General features: G+C 62.4%; 16 protein-coding genes. 4 read left to right on the top strand and 12 right to left on the bottom strand.

Going from position 1 to position 14323, the window contains the following annotated elements; genetic code table 11:
* Positions 1–46 precede the first annotated feature (46 nt).
* The gene (locus IG627_RS01550; protein WP_193189365.1) at positions 47–1354 is read left to right on the top strand and encodes an NAD(P)/FAD-dependent oxidoreductase; all 1308 of its coding nucleotides are present in this window, start codon (positions 47–49) and stop codon (positions 1352–1354) included.
* A 119-nt stretch (positions 1355–1473) separates the two neighbouring features.
* On the top strand, positions 1474–2181 hold the full coding sequence (gene cobB / locus IG627_RS01545) for a Sir2 family NAD+-dependent deacetylase (protein WP_193189364.1): 708 nt from the start codon (positions 1474–1476) through the stop codon (positions 2179–2181).
* On the opposite strand, the gene IG627_RS01540 is transcribed toward cobB, so the two are convergent.
* A complete protein-coding gene (locus IG627_RS01540) occupies positions 2147–2692 on the bottom strand; it encodes a SixA phosphatase family protein (protein WP_193189363.1) in 546 nt (181 codons plus the stop codon). The genes cobB and IG627_RS01540 overlap by 35 nt on opposite strands.
* 167 nt (positions 2693–2859) lie before the next feature.
* The gene (locus IG627_RS01535; RefSeq protein WP_193189362.1) at positions 2860–3333 is read right to left on the bottom strand and encodes a hypothetical protein; all 474 of its coding nucleotides are present in this window, start codon (positions 3331–3333) and stop codon (positions 2860–2862) included.
* Positions 3334–3784: 451 nt separating this feature from the next.
* On the opposite strand from IG627_RS01535, the gene IG627_RS01530 reads away from it, so the two are divergent.
* A complete protein-coding gene (locus tag IG627_RS01530) occupies positions 3785–4231 on the top strand; it encodes a CBS domain-containing protein (protein WP_226864592.1) in 447 nt (148 codons plus the stop codon).
* 187 nt (positions 4232–4418) lie between these two features.
* Here the strand turns inward: IG627_RS01530 and IG627_RS01525 are convergent, their stop codons facing one another.
* Positions 4419–6293, bottom strand: coding sequence for an SLC13 family permease (locus tag IG627_RS01525; protein ID WP_193189361.1), 1875 nt, complete (start codon positions 6291–6293; stop codon positions 4419–4421).
* 89 nt (positions 6294–6382) lie between these two features.
* Between IG627_RS01525 and mnmH the strand changes: the two genes are divergently transcribed.
* The gene (gene mnmH / locus IG627_RS01520; RefSeq protein ID WP_193189360.1) at positions 6383–7474 is read left to right on the top strand and encodes a tRNA 2-selenouridine(34) synthase MnmH; all 1092 of its coding nucleotides are present in this window, start codon (positions 6383–6385) and stop codon (positions 7472–7474) included.
* Between the two features lie 109 nt (positions 7475–7583).
* Here the strand turns inward: mnmH and IG627_RS01515 are convergent, their stop codons facing one another.
* The 9 genes from IG627_RS01515 to IG627_RS01475 all read right to left on the bottom strand — a co-directional run bounded on the left by IG627_RS01515 (position 7584) and on the right by IG627_RS01475 (position 14300).
* Entirely contained in the window at positions 7584–8519 is a 936-nt protein-coding gene (locus IG627_RS01515) for an SDR family oxidoreductase (RefSeq protein WP_193189359.1), read from the bottom strand.
* Positions 8516–8905, bottom strand: coding sequence for a VOC family protein (locus IG627_RS01510; protein WP_193189358.1), 390 nt, complete (start codon positions 8903–8905; stop codon positions 8516–8518). Before IG627_RS01510 ends, IG627_RS01515 begins: the two co-directional genes overlap by 4 nt.
* 33 nt (positions 8906–8938) lie before the next feature.
* Positions 8939–9307, bottom strand: a complete 369-nt coding sequence (locus IG627_RS01505; protein WP_193189357.1) for a DUF2750 domain-containing protein — start codon at positions 9305–9307, stop codon at positions 8939–8941.
* Positions 9308–9437: 130 nt separating this feature from the next.
* On the bottom strand, positions 9438–10808 hold the full coding sequence (rlmD, locus tag IG627_RS01500) for a 23S rRNA (uracil(1939)-C(5))-methyltransferase RlmD (RefSeq protein ID WP_193189356.1): 1371 nt from the start codon (positions 10806–10808) through the stop codon (positions 9438–9440).
* 70 nt (positions 10809–10878) lie between these two features.
* The gene (locus IG627_RS01495; protein WP_193189355.1) at positions 10879–11583 is read right to left on the bottom strand and encodes a M48 family metallopeptidase; all 705 of its coding nucleotides are present in this window, start codon (positions 11581–11583) and stop codon (positions 10879–10881) included.
* Positions 11580–12011: a hotdog fold thioesterase gene (locus IG627_RS01490; RefSeq protein WP_193189354.1), complete on the bottom strand. Its 432-nt coding sequence runs from the start codon at positions 12009–12011 to the stop codon at positions 11580–11582. The genes IG627_RS01495 and IG627_RS01490 overlap by 4 nt, the downstream gene beginning before the upstream one ends.
* Before the next feature lie 142 nt (positions 12012–12153).
* Positions 12154–12714, bottom strand: a complete 561-nt coding sequence (locus tag IG627_RS01485; RefSeq protein ID WP_193189353.1) for a DUF2799 domain-containing protein — start codon at positions 12712–12714, stop codon at positions 12154–12156.
* Between the two features lie 7 nt (positions 12715–12721).
* A complete protein-coding gene (locus IG627_RS01480) occupies positions 12722–13372 on the bottom strand; it encodes an MBL fold metallo-hydrolase (protein ID WP_319024464.1) in 651 nt (216 codons plus the stop codon).
* Between the two features lie 34 nt (positions 13373–13406).
* Positions 13407–14300, bottom strand: a complete 894-nt coding sequence (locus IG627_RS01475; protein WP_193189352.1) for a hypothetical protein — start codon at positions 14298–14300, stop codon at positions 13407–13409.
* Positions 14301–14323 lie beyond the last annotated feature (23 nt).

The raw sequence follows: 14323 nt of genomic DNA, 5'->3' as shown, positions 1-14323 counted from the left end.
ACAGATTGGGGAATCGGCTTTTTAGCAAGCTAAGGAAGACCACAGTATGAAGAAGATCGTTATCGTTGGCGGCGGTGCCGGCGGCCTGCAACTGGCCACCCGGCTCGGGCACTATTTCAGCTTTACGCCGTTTCTCAAGCGCCGCCGCAAGTCCCCCGCCGCACAGATCACCCTGGTCGACAGAAACCGCACCCATATCTGGAAACCCCTGCTGCACCAGGTTGCCACAGGCGCGCTGGACTCCAGCCTGGACGCACTCAATTACCAGGTGCACGCACGCGCCAACGGCTTCGATTTCCAGCTCGGCAGCCTGCAGAAGCTCGACCGCGGCCGCCGCGTCATAGAGCTGGCACCGGTCGAGGACAACGAGGGTCGGCAACTGGTGCCGGCGCGGGAGCTGGAATACGACTACCTGGTCCTGTGCATCGGCAGCCAGAGCAACGACTTCCACACCCCCGGCGTGCGCGAACACTGCGTCTTCCTCGACAGCAGCATGCAGGCACAGCGATTCCACCGCCTGCTGCTGGACCACTTCCTGCAACTGGAAACCCAAATTGCAGACAAGTTGCAGATCGCCATCGTCGGCGGCGGCGCCACCGGCGTAGAACTGTCCGCGGAGCTGGTGGATGCCAGCCGGCAGATGGGCAACTACGGCCATATCCAGCGCAGTTCTCTCGAGGTGAGTCTGATAGAAGCGGGCCCGCACCTGCTGCCGGCACTGCCGCCGCGCCTGGGCAACAATGCCGAGCGCGAACTGAGCAAACTCGGCGTTCATGTGCGCACCGGCTGCGCCGTGGCCGAGGCAACAGACAATGGCCTCATCACCAGAGATGGCGAAAAAATTCCCGCTACCATTCGCGTCTGGGCCGCTGGGGTAAAGGCACCGGAATTCCTGACGCAGCTGGACGGCCTCGCCGTCAACAGGCTCAACCAGATAGAAGTGAACGCAGACCTGCAATCCTCCAGCGACCCGCATGTTTTCGCCCTCGGCGACTGCGCCGGCTGTGTCGATGCCGCCGAGCAGAGAGTGCCACCGCGCGCCCAGGCGGCGCAGCAGATGGCCGGTGTGGCCGAGCACAACCTGATCGCAAAAATCGAAGGCAAGCCGCTGAAGGATTTTCGCTACCGCGATCGCGGTTCGCTGGTATCACTGAGCAAGCATACCGCCGTGGGCAACCTGATGGGCACACTGGTGAAGGGCAGCCTGACCATCGAGGGCCGCATCGCCGGACTCGCCTATCGCTCCCTCTACCGTATGCACCTGGCGGCAGTGCACGGCTGGGCCAAGGCGATGCTGATCTACCTGGTGGGTCAGGCCAATCGATTTGTTAAACCGCGCCTGAAAATGCATTAACCTGTTCACTGGGAGCTCCGCCTGGAACCGCGGAGCTCCAGTTCCACACGCGGGCGGCACTTCGCCATCCATCGCGGTCATTCGTCCCTACAATTAAATCGCCACCCAAACTTTATCCAATGAAATACCACCGCATCGTCATACTCACCGGCGCCGGCATTTCCGCCGAGTCCGGTATCCGCACTTTCCGCGGTGCCGACGGCCTGTGGGAAAACCACCGCCTCGAGGATGTCGCCACACCCGAGGCTTTCGAGCGAGATCCGCACCTGGTGCAGCGCTTCTACAATGCGCGCCGCCACCAGCTTTTGTCAGGGGAAATCGCCCCCAATGCCGCCCACCTGGCGCTGGCCCAACTGGAAAAAGAATTCCCCGGTGAATTCCTGCTGGTGACCCAGAATATCGATGACCTGCACGAGCGCGCCGGCAATCGCAGGCTGATCCATATGCACGGCGAATTGTTAAAGGCCCGCTGCAGTATCAGTGGCGACCTCTCTCCCATCCGCGATGACCTGAGCGCGGAAGCCGTATGCGAATGCTGCCAGCGCAGCGGCACACTGCGCCCACATGTAGTCTGGTTCGGGGAAATGCCGCTGGAGATGGAGCGCATCTACACTGCACTCAGCGACTGCGACCTGTTTGTCAGCATCGGCACCTCCGGCAACGTCTACCCGGCGGCGGGCTTTGTCGAGTGCGCCAATAGTGCCGGCGCGCACAGTGTGGAGCTGAACCTGGAGCGCAGCAGTGTCGGCGATGCCTTTGCCGAACACCGCTACGGCCCGGCCTCGGAAACTGTTACGGAGTTTGTGCGCGAGTTGTTGGCGCATTAGGGCCAAATCGCTGCAGCAGCGTGGTAACGCGCCCGCGATCGCGAATGACTATATACAGTCGATCGTATTCACTTTTTTCCTCGATGGGCGCACCGCTCTCGCCGCCGAGCAGCTCGACCAGCTGCGGTGTGGTGTTGCTGTGGCCGACCACCAGGGTGCGGCCACTGATCTGCCGCAACTGCTGCGCTAACTCCCCCAGCGCACGCGGATCATACGACTCCACCTGCAAATTCAGTTTGTCTGCCAGGGGTTCAGCCGTCTGCCGAGTGCGCGCATAATCGGAAGAGTAGATTTTTTCGATTCCCGCTTCGCCCAATACATAAGCCAGATGCTGCGCACGCGCCCGCCCGGACTCCGTCAGCGGAGGATTGCGATCATCCGTGCCGCTGACCTTTTCCGCGTGGCGCACCAGGTAGATAACCTGCTGCGGTTTCTCTTCTATCCCCGCCTGTGCGATTACCCAGGGCGCACCGACGAGAAATGCAAATACAATAGTAACAATACGCAGCATCACCGGTGACTCTCCCAATAGAAACAGATCGACCAATTTAGCAGCCTGATAGCGGGCGCACCAGTTCGATATGCAAAGGGATAAAGGGATCGGGGAACGGAAAATGGAAGGAAGGAAGCAATCCCGACACCGGAAAATCCGGTGCCGAGTAAAGGATCAGAGCAGAATCAGATTTTCCACTCTTTTACGGTTTCCAGACCGTGCTCTTCAATCCACTGGCTCAACGGCTTCGGATTGCGCTTTTTCTTTTCCACGGTGGCACCGGTATAGGGGTTGCGGTAGTGGCCGGTGTCCAGTTTTGGTTCGCTGGACTTGCTGGCCGCGGCGCGGCGGGTGCGACGCGGGGTCTCGCCCTCTTTCTTCAGCGAGCGCGCCACGCGCGCCTTCAGGGACTGGACAAATTCCGGCGCACTTTCGTCATTCAGCTGGCCCACCAGCCAGTCGACAATCTGCTGGCCGCGGGCGACGAACAGCTCTTCCTCTTCCATCTGGTATTCGGCTGCCAGGTTGACCAGCGCCTTATCGAAGGCAATTACGCCCTCTTTTTTGCGCTCGGCGCGGGCCATCTGCTCCTGCAGTTCTTCGATCTTTGCCTGGTGCTCGGCAATCTGCTGTTCAATCTGGTCATACTCTTGAAACATTCAATAAACCTCGACGGCGGTTATTAGTAATACGGAAATATTATCGTGGCGATATTGGCCACAGCGTCCCGGAAATCGGACCAGTTAACACTGTTAAATAACACCATAAACCACGGATACAGAGATGGCGGTGTTAGTTTCGATACACTGGTAATTAAACCGATATATCAACGCGAATAGCCGTATGGCGCACGGTAGCGGGCGCGGGATCTATACGGCGGGCTCTGAAAGCTAGAATAGCCGAGAACTGCCGGGCAGCCCGGATCTGTTCCGGGACTTCGTATATATACTCGACCAAGGCGGCGAATAATAAGCCTTCGCCGACAAATATCAACTGCTAAAAGCATCTAATTGTCTATATTTACCGGAGCCTGCCGCCAACCGCATATGCAACGGTTATCGGGGGCGCCGAGTGACTATTTTATGACCCATCACAGGTGAATTAAGTTCCATGTCCAAGAACCGCGATATTCATCATATCCCGACCCTGGCAGCGCTGATGACCCCCTTTCCCTACCATATCGAAATCAATGCCACCGTCGAGGAGGCGCTGGCACTGATGGAAGAGCACCGGGTGCACCACCTGCCGGTCACCCGCGACGGCGATCTGGAAACGGTCATATCCCGCGGCGATATCGAAAGGGCCAGCGCGCCTGGGCACCGGCTGGAGGAGCAGCAGTTGTATGTCCACGATCTCTGCGCCCGCCGCCCCTATATCGCCGATATCCACGACCCACTGGACAAGATACTGCTGGCGATGGCGGATACCGGTATCGGCTCTGTGCTGGTAATGCGCGAGGGGGAACTGGCCGGCATAGTCACGGTCACCGATGCGCTGCGCTTCTGCGGCAAGTACCTGGCGGAGCTGGCGCAGCCGGTGGACGATTCTATTGCCTGAATCGGGACTCGGGGAAGAACACCGGAACCGAGGGCTAAGGCCCTGCCGCCACGGCGCCGATTTAAAGAGCCTCTGAATCAGCTCTGTGGATTAACTGCCAGATCGACCACAGCCAACGGCCGCCCCTGCCACTCCGGGTATTCACGGCGCCTTCGGCCCCAAAGCAATAGCAACTGCCAGCCACTTATCAGAGCGGCCAGATCCACAGCAGCGTGGGAATACCCACCACTACCACCAGAATCTCCAGCGGCAGGCCCATCTGCCAGTAGTCGCCGAACTCGAAGCCGCCGGGGCCTAGAATCAGGGTGTTGTTCTGGTGGCCCACCGGGGTCAGGAAGGCGCAGGAGGCGCCTATGGCCACCGCCATCAGGAAGCTGTCCGGATTGACTCCCAACTGGGCCGCAGCGGAGAGTGCGATGGAGCACATGACCGCGGCGGTGGCGGCGTTATTCATAAAGTCCGACAGGGTCATGGTGATAATCAGTATCAGCGCCAGCGCAATCACCGGACTGCCCTGGGCCAGGTTATCGAGCAGCCCCTGGGCGATCAGGTCCGCGGCACCGGTGGATTCCATCACCTCCGCCACCGAAATCAGCGTGCCCAGCAGCACTATCACCGCTCCATCTATCGCCTCGTACATACCCCGCAGCGGCACCACCTTGAGGGCCATAAACGCCAGCGCGCAGGCGGCAAAGGATATGGCCGCCGGCAACAGACCGAAGGCGGCACCGCCCACCGCAATCGCCATGGCCACCAGCGCTATCACCGCTTTTTCCTTGTTGGGGATGGTGATGGCACGCTGCGCCAGGGGCACGCAACCCTGCTCGTAGGCGAAGGTATTCAGGTTGTCGTCCGTGCCCATCATCAGCAGGGCATCGCCGGCCAGCAGGGGCGTGGAGCGCAGGCGGCGCACCGAGCGCCGGCCCTGCCGCGACAGCGCCAGCAGGTTGATCTGGTAGCGCGCCGGCAGGCGCAGGAACTGCGCCGTGCGCCCGACCAGGGCCGAATCCGGCATCACCACCAGCTCGCGCAGCTGTACATCGGCGCGTTCACCAGTGGGCTTTTCCCGGTCCTTTTCCTTTACCTCTGGGGAATCCTTCTCCTTCTTCTCCCCATTGGGCTTGCCACTGCTCTCGCTCTTGCTCTCCTCTTTTTCCTTCTCCTTTTCTTTGTCCGGCTCCCCCGCCAGTTTCAGTCCCAAGTTGGAGATAGCTGCAGACAGGGCCTCAGGCTCGGCCTCGAGCACCAGTATGTCGCCGCTGTTTACCCGGTGCCAGGGCGTGGCCGGGGATACGCGCGCGTCGTTGTGTACCACGCCCACCACCTGCGCATCCTCGTTCTCCAGCATCTGCGCTATCTCGCGCAGGCTCTTGCCGGCGGCGGCGCTCTTCTCTTCCACCAATGCCTCGGTCAGGTAGGTGCCTGTATCGAAAGTGGCAGCGCCGGCCTGGGTGCGCGCCGGCACCAGGCGCCAGCCGATCAGTGTGACAAACAGCACCCCCACCAGAGCCACGATCAGCCCCACCGGGGTGAAGTCAAACATGCCGTAGCTGCCGGCACCGGCACTTGCGCGGAAGCCGGATACGATCAGGTTCGGGGGCGTGCCGATCAGTGTGGTCATACCGCCGAGGATGGTGCCGAACGACAGCGGCATCAGGATCTTGCCCGGCGGCAACTGGTGCTTTTCCGCCACATCGGAAGCCACCGGCATCAACAGGGCCAGGGCGCCGACATTGTTCATAAAACCGGACATCAGTGCCCCGAGGCCGGTCAGTGCAAATATGGACAGGCCGATATTGCCGGATTTGGGTACCACCCGCTGTGCCAGCGCATCCATGGCGCCGGTATTCTGCAGACCGCGACTCAGGATCAGCACGCAGGCAACGGTCACCACCGCGGGGTGCCCGAATCCGTTGAAGGCGTCCTCCGGTTTGATCAGACCGGTAAAGACACAGGCCAGCAGCGACGCCAGCGCCACCATATCGTGCCGCCAGGGGCCCCAGATAAACAGCACCACCGTGACGGCGAGGATGAGAAGAATGGTCAACTGATCGACAGTCATAGATAGCGGTGCCCCAGGGATCGGCGCCAGCGGAATAATCCACTGCTGACTATTCAGGTTACACTGCGCATAAATTCCGGAGACAAGATTTGCGCCAGAACACCGCCGACTACGAGAAACTCTTCCTCAACGATTATCCGTTGCTGGACGCGCGCGCACCGGTGGAATTTGCCCGCGGTGCCTTTCCACAGGCGGAGAACCTGCCGCTGCTCGACGACCGCCAGCGCGAACAGGTGGGTACAGAGTACAAACGCGCCGGCCAGCAGGCGGCCATAGCTCTGGGCTGGCGCCTGGCGACCCCCGAAGTGCGCGCCGCGCGCCTGGCGGCATGGAGCGACTTCGTGCGCCGCCATCCCGATGGCTACCTCTACTGTTTCCGCGGCGGCCTGAGGTCCCGCACCACCCAGCAACTACTGCGCGACGAGGGTATCGACTACCCACTGGTGGAGGGTGGCTACAAGGCCATGCGCAATTTTTTGTTGGATTCGCTGGATCGCCAGTGCGCAGGGCTGCCGCTGATAGTCATTGCCGGCCACACCGGCTGCGGCAAGACGGAACTGATCCACCAGGCGCCACGCGCCGTCGACCTGGAGGGCATAGCCCGCCACCGTGGCTCCAGCTTCGGCCGCATCGGCCAACCGCAGCCGGCCCAGATCGACTTCGAGAACAGCGTCAGTATCGACCTGCTGAAGCTGTCGCAGCAGCCGGGGGCGGCCTTTATCGAAGACGAGAGCCGCCTTATCGGCCGCTGCGCCCTGCCGCCGGTACTGCTGGAAACCATAAAGTCGGCGCCGCGCGTGCTGGTGCAGGAGCCGGTAGAGGCGCGGGCGCGACGGATTGTGCGCGACTATGTGGCCGAGGCACTGCCGCGCTTCGCCGACTCGGACCGGGATCCGGCCGAGGCACTGGGCGAGGAGCTGCGCGGCAACCTGGGCAAAATCCGGAAACGCCTCGGCGGCCTGCGTCACAGGCAGCTGGATGAACAACTGCAGGCCGCCAACCGCGAATTGGCACAGCGCGGCAGTGCCGATGCCTATATCCCGGTGGTGATGACGCTGCTGACGGAGTATTACGACGGGACCTACGACTACCTGATGCAGAAGCGCGAGGGGGAGCTACTGTTCAGCGGCAGTTTTGCCGAAGTCGCGGACTGGCTTACGGAAATGCGGAATGCGAAATGATGAATGCGGACAAATCTGCCTGGAGCAGATTTGCACAGCCGAAGGCGCCCGAAGGGTGAGCGTCAGGGGTGATGCGAATCAATGAGGCCTAGGCGGGTCAGTTTATTCCTCATTCCGCATTCACCATTCTCATCCGCCGCAACTTGAAACGCCGCGCCATTATCCAGTCCCGGAATCTTCGCGGCAGCCAGCGCGCCATCCACGGCAGCAGGCGGCTCTTGTTGCCGATACGCACTATCGTCGGCGGCCGCCGCTTCAGCAGTTCTTTCACCAACCTGCGCGCCATCACACTGGCCAGTGTCGCATTCTGCTGCGACTCCTGGGCGCGGGCGCGCACCGCCTCTTCCTGGCGCTTGTACCAGGAATCCGGCGCCAGCAGGCCGCGCAGGGAGACCTCGGCGTGGCGGCCGAACTCGGACGCTATGGCGCCCGGCTGTACTGTCATGACACGGATGCCGAAGGGTCTCAGCTCCAGGCGCAGCACTTCCGACAAGGTGTGCAGCGCCGCCTTGGAGGCGCAGTAGGCGCCGGAGAAGGGAGTCGGCATAACGCCGGAGACAGAGCCGATATTGCACACTATGCCGCGGCGCTCGGATTTCATCAGCGGCGCGCAGGCGCGGATCAGCGCCATGGGGGCAAACACGTTGGTGCGGAACTGGTTTTCCAGGGCGCGGGTGTCCAGCTCCAGCAGCGGGCCCATCTGCCCGAAGCCGGCGTTGTTGATCAGGATATCCAGGCGCCCGTAGGCGGCCTTGAGGGCGTGCACCACCCGGTTGATATCGGCCTGGGAATTGACGTCCAGGGCCTCGGTGGCGATACCCAGGTCCGCCAGTTCCTGCAGGCTCTCCGGGCGGCGCGCGGTGGCAATGACGATGGTGCCGCGACGGTGCAGGGCCAGGGCCAGCTCGCGACCTATGCCGCTGGAGCAGCCGGTAACCAGTGCCACCCGGTCCGGCACCACATAGCCGCGGCCAATCTGCGCCAGGCTCTCGGCGGCGAAAGTCTGGTCTGAGGGGCGGAACCTGGATGCCGGTGGTTTGCTCACGGGGACTGCTCCGCTTGCTGCTGTTTGAAATGCGGGTTCTCGATGATGCCGAAAATATTGCCGTAGGGATCGAGGAAACTGGCCATGAGTACACCCTCTCCCACGTCGACGATCTCACTGTGCTGGCGTGCACCCAGGGCGTTGAGGCGCTCCACCTGGGCGGCGATATCGCGCACGCCCCAGTAGGCAATGACGCCGTCGGCGCGACTGGTGACACTGCGCGCATCCGGGTTCAGGCCCAGCTCGTAGCCGCCGACATTGAAACCCACGTAGCACTCGGCATCGAAATAGGGTTCCTGCTCCAGCAGCTGCGTGTACCAGGCCCTTGCCTCGGCGATATCGGTAACGCCGTAGATTACTGTTTGCGGACCGAGAAACTGTCCCATTCAGGCTCCCGTTGTTATCGTTTTAGCTCGGGCTCACTGCAGCTCCTGCTCCAGTTGCTCGAGCAGGTCCAGCGGCTCCAGCTCAATGCCTTCCAGCTCGCCGTTCCAGTTGATACCCACCAGCAGCACATCGTCGTGCATACCGGTCAGCCAGTCGTCCATAAACTCTTCCAGGTCGATGGCTACGACCTTGTAATCACCCCAGTCGCCGTCGGCGTGGACTTCGGCAAACTCCCGCTGGGACCAGAAGGGCATCACTTCCGTCTGCGGGTATTTTTCCGATTCGCACAGGGCGAAGCCCTCGTCCCCCTCCAGCGCCCAGACACAGCCCTGCTCGGCGCTCTCCGGCAGGAAACGCGCGCAGTTGTCTTCGAAATTGTCACTCAGGGGCTCGACTTGCATGGACTCACTTTTCCGGACTTTTGAAGGGAATTGCAACGCAGTTTACGCCAGATTCCCGGGGGCACCAACGACCGGGCGCCAACCTTGTGCACTTCAATGGTTCACAAAATTCATTCGGCGAACGGAGCAATCACTTTTTGACGCGCTCAAACAGCGCCATGGATTCGACATGGTCCGTGTGCGGGAACATGTCCATGACCCCGGCTTTGCTCAGGCGGTAGCCGAGCCCTTGCAGTTCGCCTGCATCCCGCGCCAGGGTGGCCGGGTTGCAGGATACGTAGACGATCTTCTCCGCCCTGAAGCGCGCAAGCTGGCGCACCACTTCCAGGGCACCACTGCGCGGCGGGTCCAGCAGTATCCTGTCGAAGCCACCGGCGGCCCAGGGATGGGTGTCGATATCCCGGGTCAGGTCGGCAGCACAAAAGCTCACGTTTTCCAGACTGTTCAGGAGCGCGTTGTCCATCCCCCGCTGAGTGAGCGCCCCCTCACCCTCCACCCCCACCACCTCGCCGGTGCGGCGCGCCAGCGGCAGGGTGAAATTGCCGAGGCCGCAGAAGAGATCCAGCACCCGCCCGCCGGGCTGCGGATCCAGCAGTGCTATCGCCTGCGAGACCATCTGCCGGTTGATGTCGAAATTCACCTGCACGAAGTCCAGCGGGTGGAAGCGCAGAGTCAGGTCGAATTCCGGCAGCTGATAGCTGAGAAATTCGTCACCGCCCTCGGGCCAGATCCTGTGCGCGCTGGCCGCGTCGCCCGGCTGCAGGTACAGGTGGATTCCCGTCTCTTGTGCGAACGCCAGCCAGCGGGACAGGTCCGCGTCCGATAGCGGTTTCAGGTGGCGCAGCACCACCGCCGCGGCGTCCTCGCCGACCGCCACCTCCAGCTGGGAAAAGTGCGCGCGGCCGTCGCTGTCGCGGACCAGCTGTTTCAGGCGCGGTATCTGCGCGGCGACAGCCGGGTGCAGCACATGGCACTCGTCGATATCGGTCAGGTCATTGGAGCGTTTTTCGCGGAAACCGAAGACCAGCTCCTTCTTTCCCGCTGGTGTTTTTACCAGGCGGATGCCGATACGTCCCTTGCGCCGGTAGCCGAAGGGCTCGGCCACCAGCGGCGGCAGTATTTCCGGCACTTCGATACCGCCGAAGCGGGCCAGCTGGTCCAGCAGGATTTTCTGCTTTTCCACTATCTGCGCTGCGGGCTGCAGGTGCTGCACCGAACAGCCGCCGCACAGATCCACATGGGGGCAGCGGGGCTGGCAGCGCTGTGGGGATGGCTGCAGTATTTCCACCACCGCACCCTCGTCGAAGCGCGAGCGCCGCGCGCTGTACTGGAATTTTACCGTCTCGCCGGGCAGCGCATTGTCGATAAAAACCGTCTTGCCGGCGACGCGGGCCAGGCCGCGCATATCGTGGCTGAATCTTTCCACGACGGCCTCGGCCCGCGCGGGCAGCGGCTTTTTCGGTTGTTTTTTCGGAGAAAAGAAACGGGGCTTACTGGCCATAAATTCTTAGAAAAAATTCGAGAGTAAAACGGAATGCCACCGCACGGCGCACCCTACGAAATTAATAGCGTCAGACCACCAATCTGTGACCGTTATCCCGTAACCAGCGCCGCAGCTCTCTGTAGCGAGGGCAGACGCTTTCCACCAGCAGCCAGAAAGCGCGGCTGTGGTTGTGATGTCTCAGGTGGCAGACTTCGTGGGCCACCAGGTAATCCACCACCGGTTCCGGCGCCAGGCACACCAGCCAGTTGTACTGCAGTTCGCCGCGAATGCTGCAGTGACCCCACTTGCTCCTGGTGCGGCGCACGCGCACCGACGATACATCCAGTTCGAGTTTTTCTGCCAGCCGCTGCGATTTTTCCGTCAGCAGTGCCAGCGCCTCGCGCTGGTAGATCCGCTGCAGGGCTGTCTGCAGCTGGCTTTCATCCGGATCGCGGGAGCGGGAGTAGAGATTGATTGCTTCATCGATACCGCTGTCACCGGAGCGCTGCGCGCGCTGCAGCGGCAGCCGTCGCCCCAGCCAGGGAAAGGATTCGCCAAACCTGTAGCGGTACACGGGCACCTGTGCGGCCCGCTCATCGGCGCGCAGCAACTGCGCGCGCACCCACTCGATATTTTCCTGCAGGAACTGGTGACCGTGGCGCGCCGCACAGCGCTCGGGAATGCGCACCTCGACACCGGACGCCGCCAGCACCAGCCCCAACCGCTTGCGCCGGCGCGAGCGCACCAGGCGATAGGGAATATTTTCGTAGACGAACTGCTGTGGCTGGTTCATTGGCCGCCGTGGGCCACCACCGCCATGGTGATGCGGGAAATGCAGTTCAGCTTGCCATTGGGATCGGTAATGCGGATTTCCCACACCTGGCTGCTACGGCCGATATGCACTGGCCTGGCGGTGCCGGTGACTTCGCCCTCGGCCACCGGGCGCAGGTGATTGGCGTTGATCTCCTGGCCGACGCAGTAGAATTTTGCCGTATCCACCGCCAGGTTGGCGCCGATGGAGCCGAGCGTTTCCGCCAGCACTACGCTGGCGCCGCCGTGCAGTATGCCGAACGGCTGGCGGGTGCGTCGATCCACCGGCAGGGTGCCCACCAGGTAGTCGTCACCGAGCTCGGTGATCTCCAGGCCGATATGGCCGGGCATACAGCCGGCGGCGCTCTCGTTCAGTTGCTCCAGGGTGGGGGTTGTATGCCAGATTGCCATGGGGTTACTTCCAGATTGAAAAATTCCGTGCTCGTCATGCCGGCGCAGAGCCTGTACCGGACTTGATCCGGTACCCGCATCCAGTTCTGTGGCACCTGGATTCCGGCCTGCGCCGGAATGACGACAGAGGATGAATCCCGGCTTAATAGAAGAAATCGAAACCGAGGAAACCGAAGCGGTGCAGCTGCATGTCCAGCAGGCTCAGCTCCCGCCGCAGCGCGCTGCGACGGAATTGCAGGATGCGACGACTCTCCTCGTCGTCGGCAGCGGCCAGCGCGGCATTCACCGCGTAGAGTTCGCGCTCGATATCATCGTGGCGCTGGGCCAGGCGGCGGAATTCCTGTTGCATCTGAAAATCCGCGAGGCCGCGCCGGTACTCGACCATAAACAGGTCGGCGGTGGGGCCGGTGCAGACACCCTCGTAACTGTTGCCGCGGCGCCCCTGGTAGTAGCCATTCTCCGGCGTGCAGAATTGCTCCACGCCCTCCTCGTGGCCGCGCAGCCAGGCCTCGCTGTCCACCCGCGCACCGTACTCCTGGCACCTCTGTGCGATTTCATAAACGAGCGACTGGCCGCGCCCGCGGGCGCCATCCTGCAGGCCGCGCTCGTACCAGAGACCGGCCTGGCACTCCTCCTCGGAAACCACCGCGCAGCCGGCCAGCAATAGCGGCAACAGTATCAGCAGGCGCTTAACGGTAGCCATGGCGAAATCAGCCAAAGCGCTTGTCGGCGACAAACGGATTGGTCTGCCGCTCCTGGCCGAAGGTGGACATGGGACCGTGACCGGGAATAAAGCGCACCTCGTCGCCCAGCGGCCAGAGCTTTTCGGTAATCGAGCGGATCAGGGTGTCGTGGTCGCCCTTGGGAAAATCCGTGCGACCGATGGAGCCGGCGAAGAGCACATCGCCCACCAGCGCCAGCCCGCTCGGGCGGTGGAAGAAGATCACATGGCCCGGGGTGTGGCCCGGACAGTGGTGCACTTCCAGCAACTCGTCACCGACGGTGGCGGTATCGCCCTGGTTGAGCCAGCGGTCCGGGGTAAAGGATTCCACCGGTGGGAAGCCAAACATCTGCGTCTGCATCGGCAGCTGCTCTATCCAGAAATTGTCGTCCTCGTGGGGCCCCTCCACCGGCAGCTGCCGCTGTTTGGACAGCTCTGCCGTGCCGCCCACATGGTCCAGGTGGCCGTGGGTCAGCAGGATTTTCTCCAGCTTCAGTCCGCGCTCTTCCACCGCGGCGAGAATCCTGTCCAGGTCGCCACCCGGGTCCACCACCGCGGCCCTTTTGCTGTCTTCACACCAGAGCAGGGTGCAGTTCTGCTGGAAAGGCGTGACCGGGACTGTGTGAAATTGCAGCGACATAGACGAAACCAAACCTTCGGAAAATGTGCCGCGATTATACCGTGGCCGCCGCCGGAGTTCGCGCACCGGCCAACGGGCGGCGTCCGCGGTTCTTCCTCAGCAGCTCGCGCAGGTCCTCCAGCAGCTGCTGATGCACCAGTGCATTGCTCCAGTAACCGTCGTGGGCCACCAGTTGCGGGCCCCAGTTGGATGCGCTCCAGTCCGACAGCGGGCGCGTCTCATAGTCGCGGTATACCGCCTGGTTGTACGAGGGGGAGAGGGGCTTCAGCGGCCAGCCGAAGAGATCGTCCGGGTGGTAGAAGTTCTTCCAGCGGAAGTTGTAGCCGCGGGTATCGGAGGTCACCGCCTGTATCTGGTCCCGCGGCAACCCGGCGCTCCACAGGGGGTTGCTGGCGCCGAGGGTATACCAGTGGCTCAGGGTCTTGAGGCGCAGGAACAGATCGCGGCCGGAGCCCCTGTGCACGCCGCGGGGACCGCCGTCGCGCCAGACGCCGTAGCCGATACTGGCGCGCTGGGCGTCCCACAGGTAGTTGGAGAGATTGACGCAGCCCACCGAGTGACTGAGCAGCACCACCGGCGCATTGTCGGAGGCGGCCTTGGCGGCCTTCTCCAGCGTCGAGTAAATCGCCTGCTGGGTCTTCTCGTAGTTGCCGCCGCGCTGCTGGATATCCCCCATCTGCGCGGCCGTCTCGGCCATACCGTAGAGCATAAACTTGCGCGCGCGCAGGAAATCCATATCGCGCTTCTGCATGCCCTCGAACACCCGCTCGATATTGGTCTGCAGGTGCGCCTGGCACAGGATGGTGTCGCAGTGCAGCCGCGACCAGTCGTCGCCCAGCCCCTCGCGCAGGGCCGCGAACAGTGGATCGGCGAAGCGCTCGTCCACCGCCCCCATGCCCGGCGCCGCCAGGATTACGATATCGGCCATTTTCCGCCCCTCTTTATTCTTCT

The sequence above is a fragment of the Microbulbifer taiwanensis genome, assembly GCF_014904815.1.
Classification (GTDB): domain Bacteria; phylum Pseudomonadota; class Gammaproteobacteria; order Pseudomonadales; family Cellvibrionaceae; genus Microbulbifer; species Microbulbifer taiwanensis.
This window is presented reverse-complemented; position numbering and strand designations above follow the sequence as displayed.

Excerpts from the sequence above, each read along its gene's own strand:
- IG627_RS01550 (WP_193189365.1), top strand. The coding sequence starts at position 47 with ATGAAGAAGATCGTTATCGTTGGCGGCGGTGCCGGCGGCCTGCAACTG.
- cobB (WP_193189364.1), top strand. The coding sequence starts at position 1,474 with ATGAAATACCACCGCATCGTCATACTCACCGGCGCCGGCATTTCCGCC.
- IG627_RS01540 (WP_193189363.1), bottom strand. The coding sequence starts at position 2,692 with ATGCTGCGTATTGTTACTATTGTATTTGCATTTCTCGTCGGTGCGCCC.
- IG627_RS01535 (WP_193189362.1), bottom strand. The coding sequence starts at position 3,333 with ATGTTTCAAGAGTATGACCAGATTGAACAGCAGATTGCCGAGCACCAG.
- IG627_RS01530 (WP_226864592.1), top strand. The coding sequence starts at position 3,785 with ATGTCCAAGAACCGCGATATTCATCATATCCCGACCCTGGCAGCGCTG.
- IG627_RS01525 (WP_193189361.1), bottom strand. The coding sequence starts at position 6,293 with ATGACTGTCGATCAGTTGACCATTCTTCTCATCCTCGCCGTCACGGTG.
- IG627_RS01510 (WP_193189358.1), bottom strand. The coding sequence starts at position 8,905 with ATGGGACAGTTTCTCGGTCCGCAAACAGTAATCTACGGCGTTACCGAT.
- IG627_RS01505 (WP_193189357.1), bottom strand. The coding sequence starts at position 9,307 with ATGCAAGTCGAGCCCCTGAGTGACAATTTCGAAGACAACTGCGCGCGT.
- rlmD (WP_193189356.1), bottom strand. The coding sequence starts at position 10,808 with ATGGCCAGTAAGCCCCGTTTCTTTTCTCCGAAAAAACAACCGAAAAAG.
- IG627_RS01495 (WP_193189355.1), bottom strand. The coding sequence starts at position 11,583 with ATGAACCAGCCACAGCAGTTCGTCTACGAAAATATTCCCTATCGCCTG.
- IG627_RS01490 (WP_193189354.1), bottom strand. The coding sequence starts at position 12,011 with ATGGCAATCTGGCATACAACCCCCACCCTGGAGCAACTGAACGAGAGC.
- IG627_RS01485 (WP_193189353.1), bottom strand. The coding sequence starts at position 12,714 with ATGGCTACCGTTAAGCGCCTGCTGATACTGTTGCCGCTATTGCTGGCC.
- IG627_RS01480 (WP_319024464.1), bottom strand. The coding sequence starts at position 13,372 with ATGTCGCTGCAATTTCACACAGTCCCGGTCACGCCTTTCCAGCAGAAC.
- IG627_RS01475 (WP_193189352.1), bottom strand. The coding sequence starts at position 14,300 with ATGGCCGATATCGTAATCCTGGCGGCGCCGGGCATGGGGGCGGTGGAC.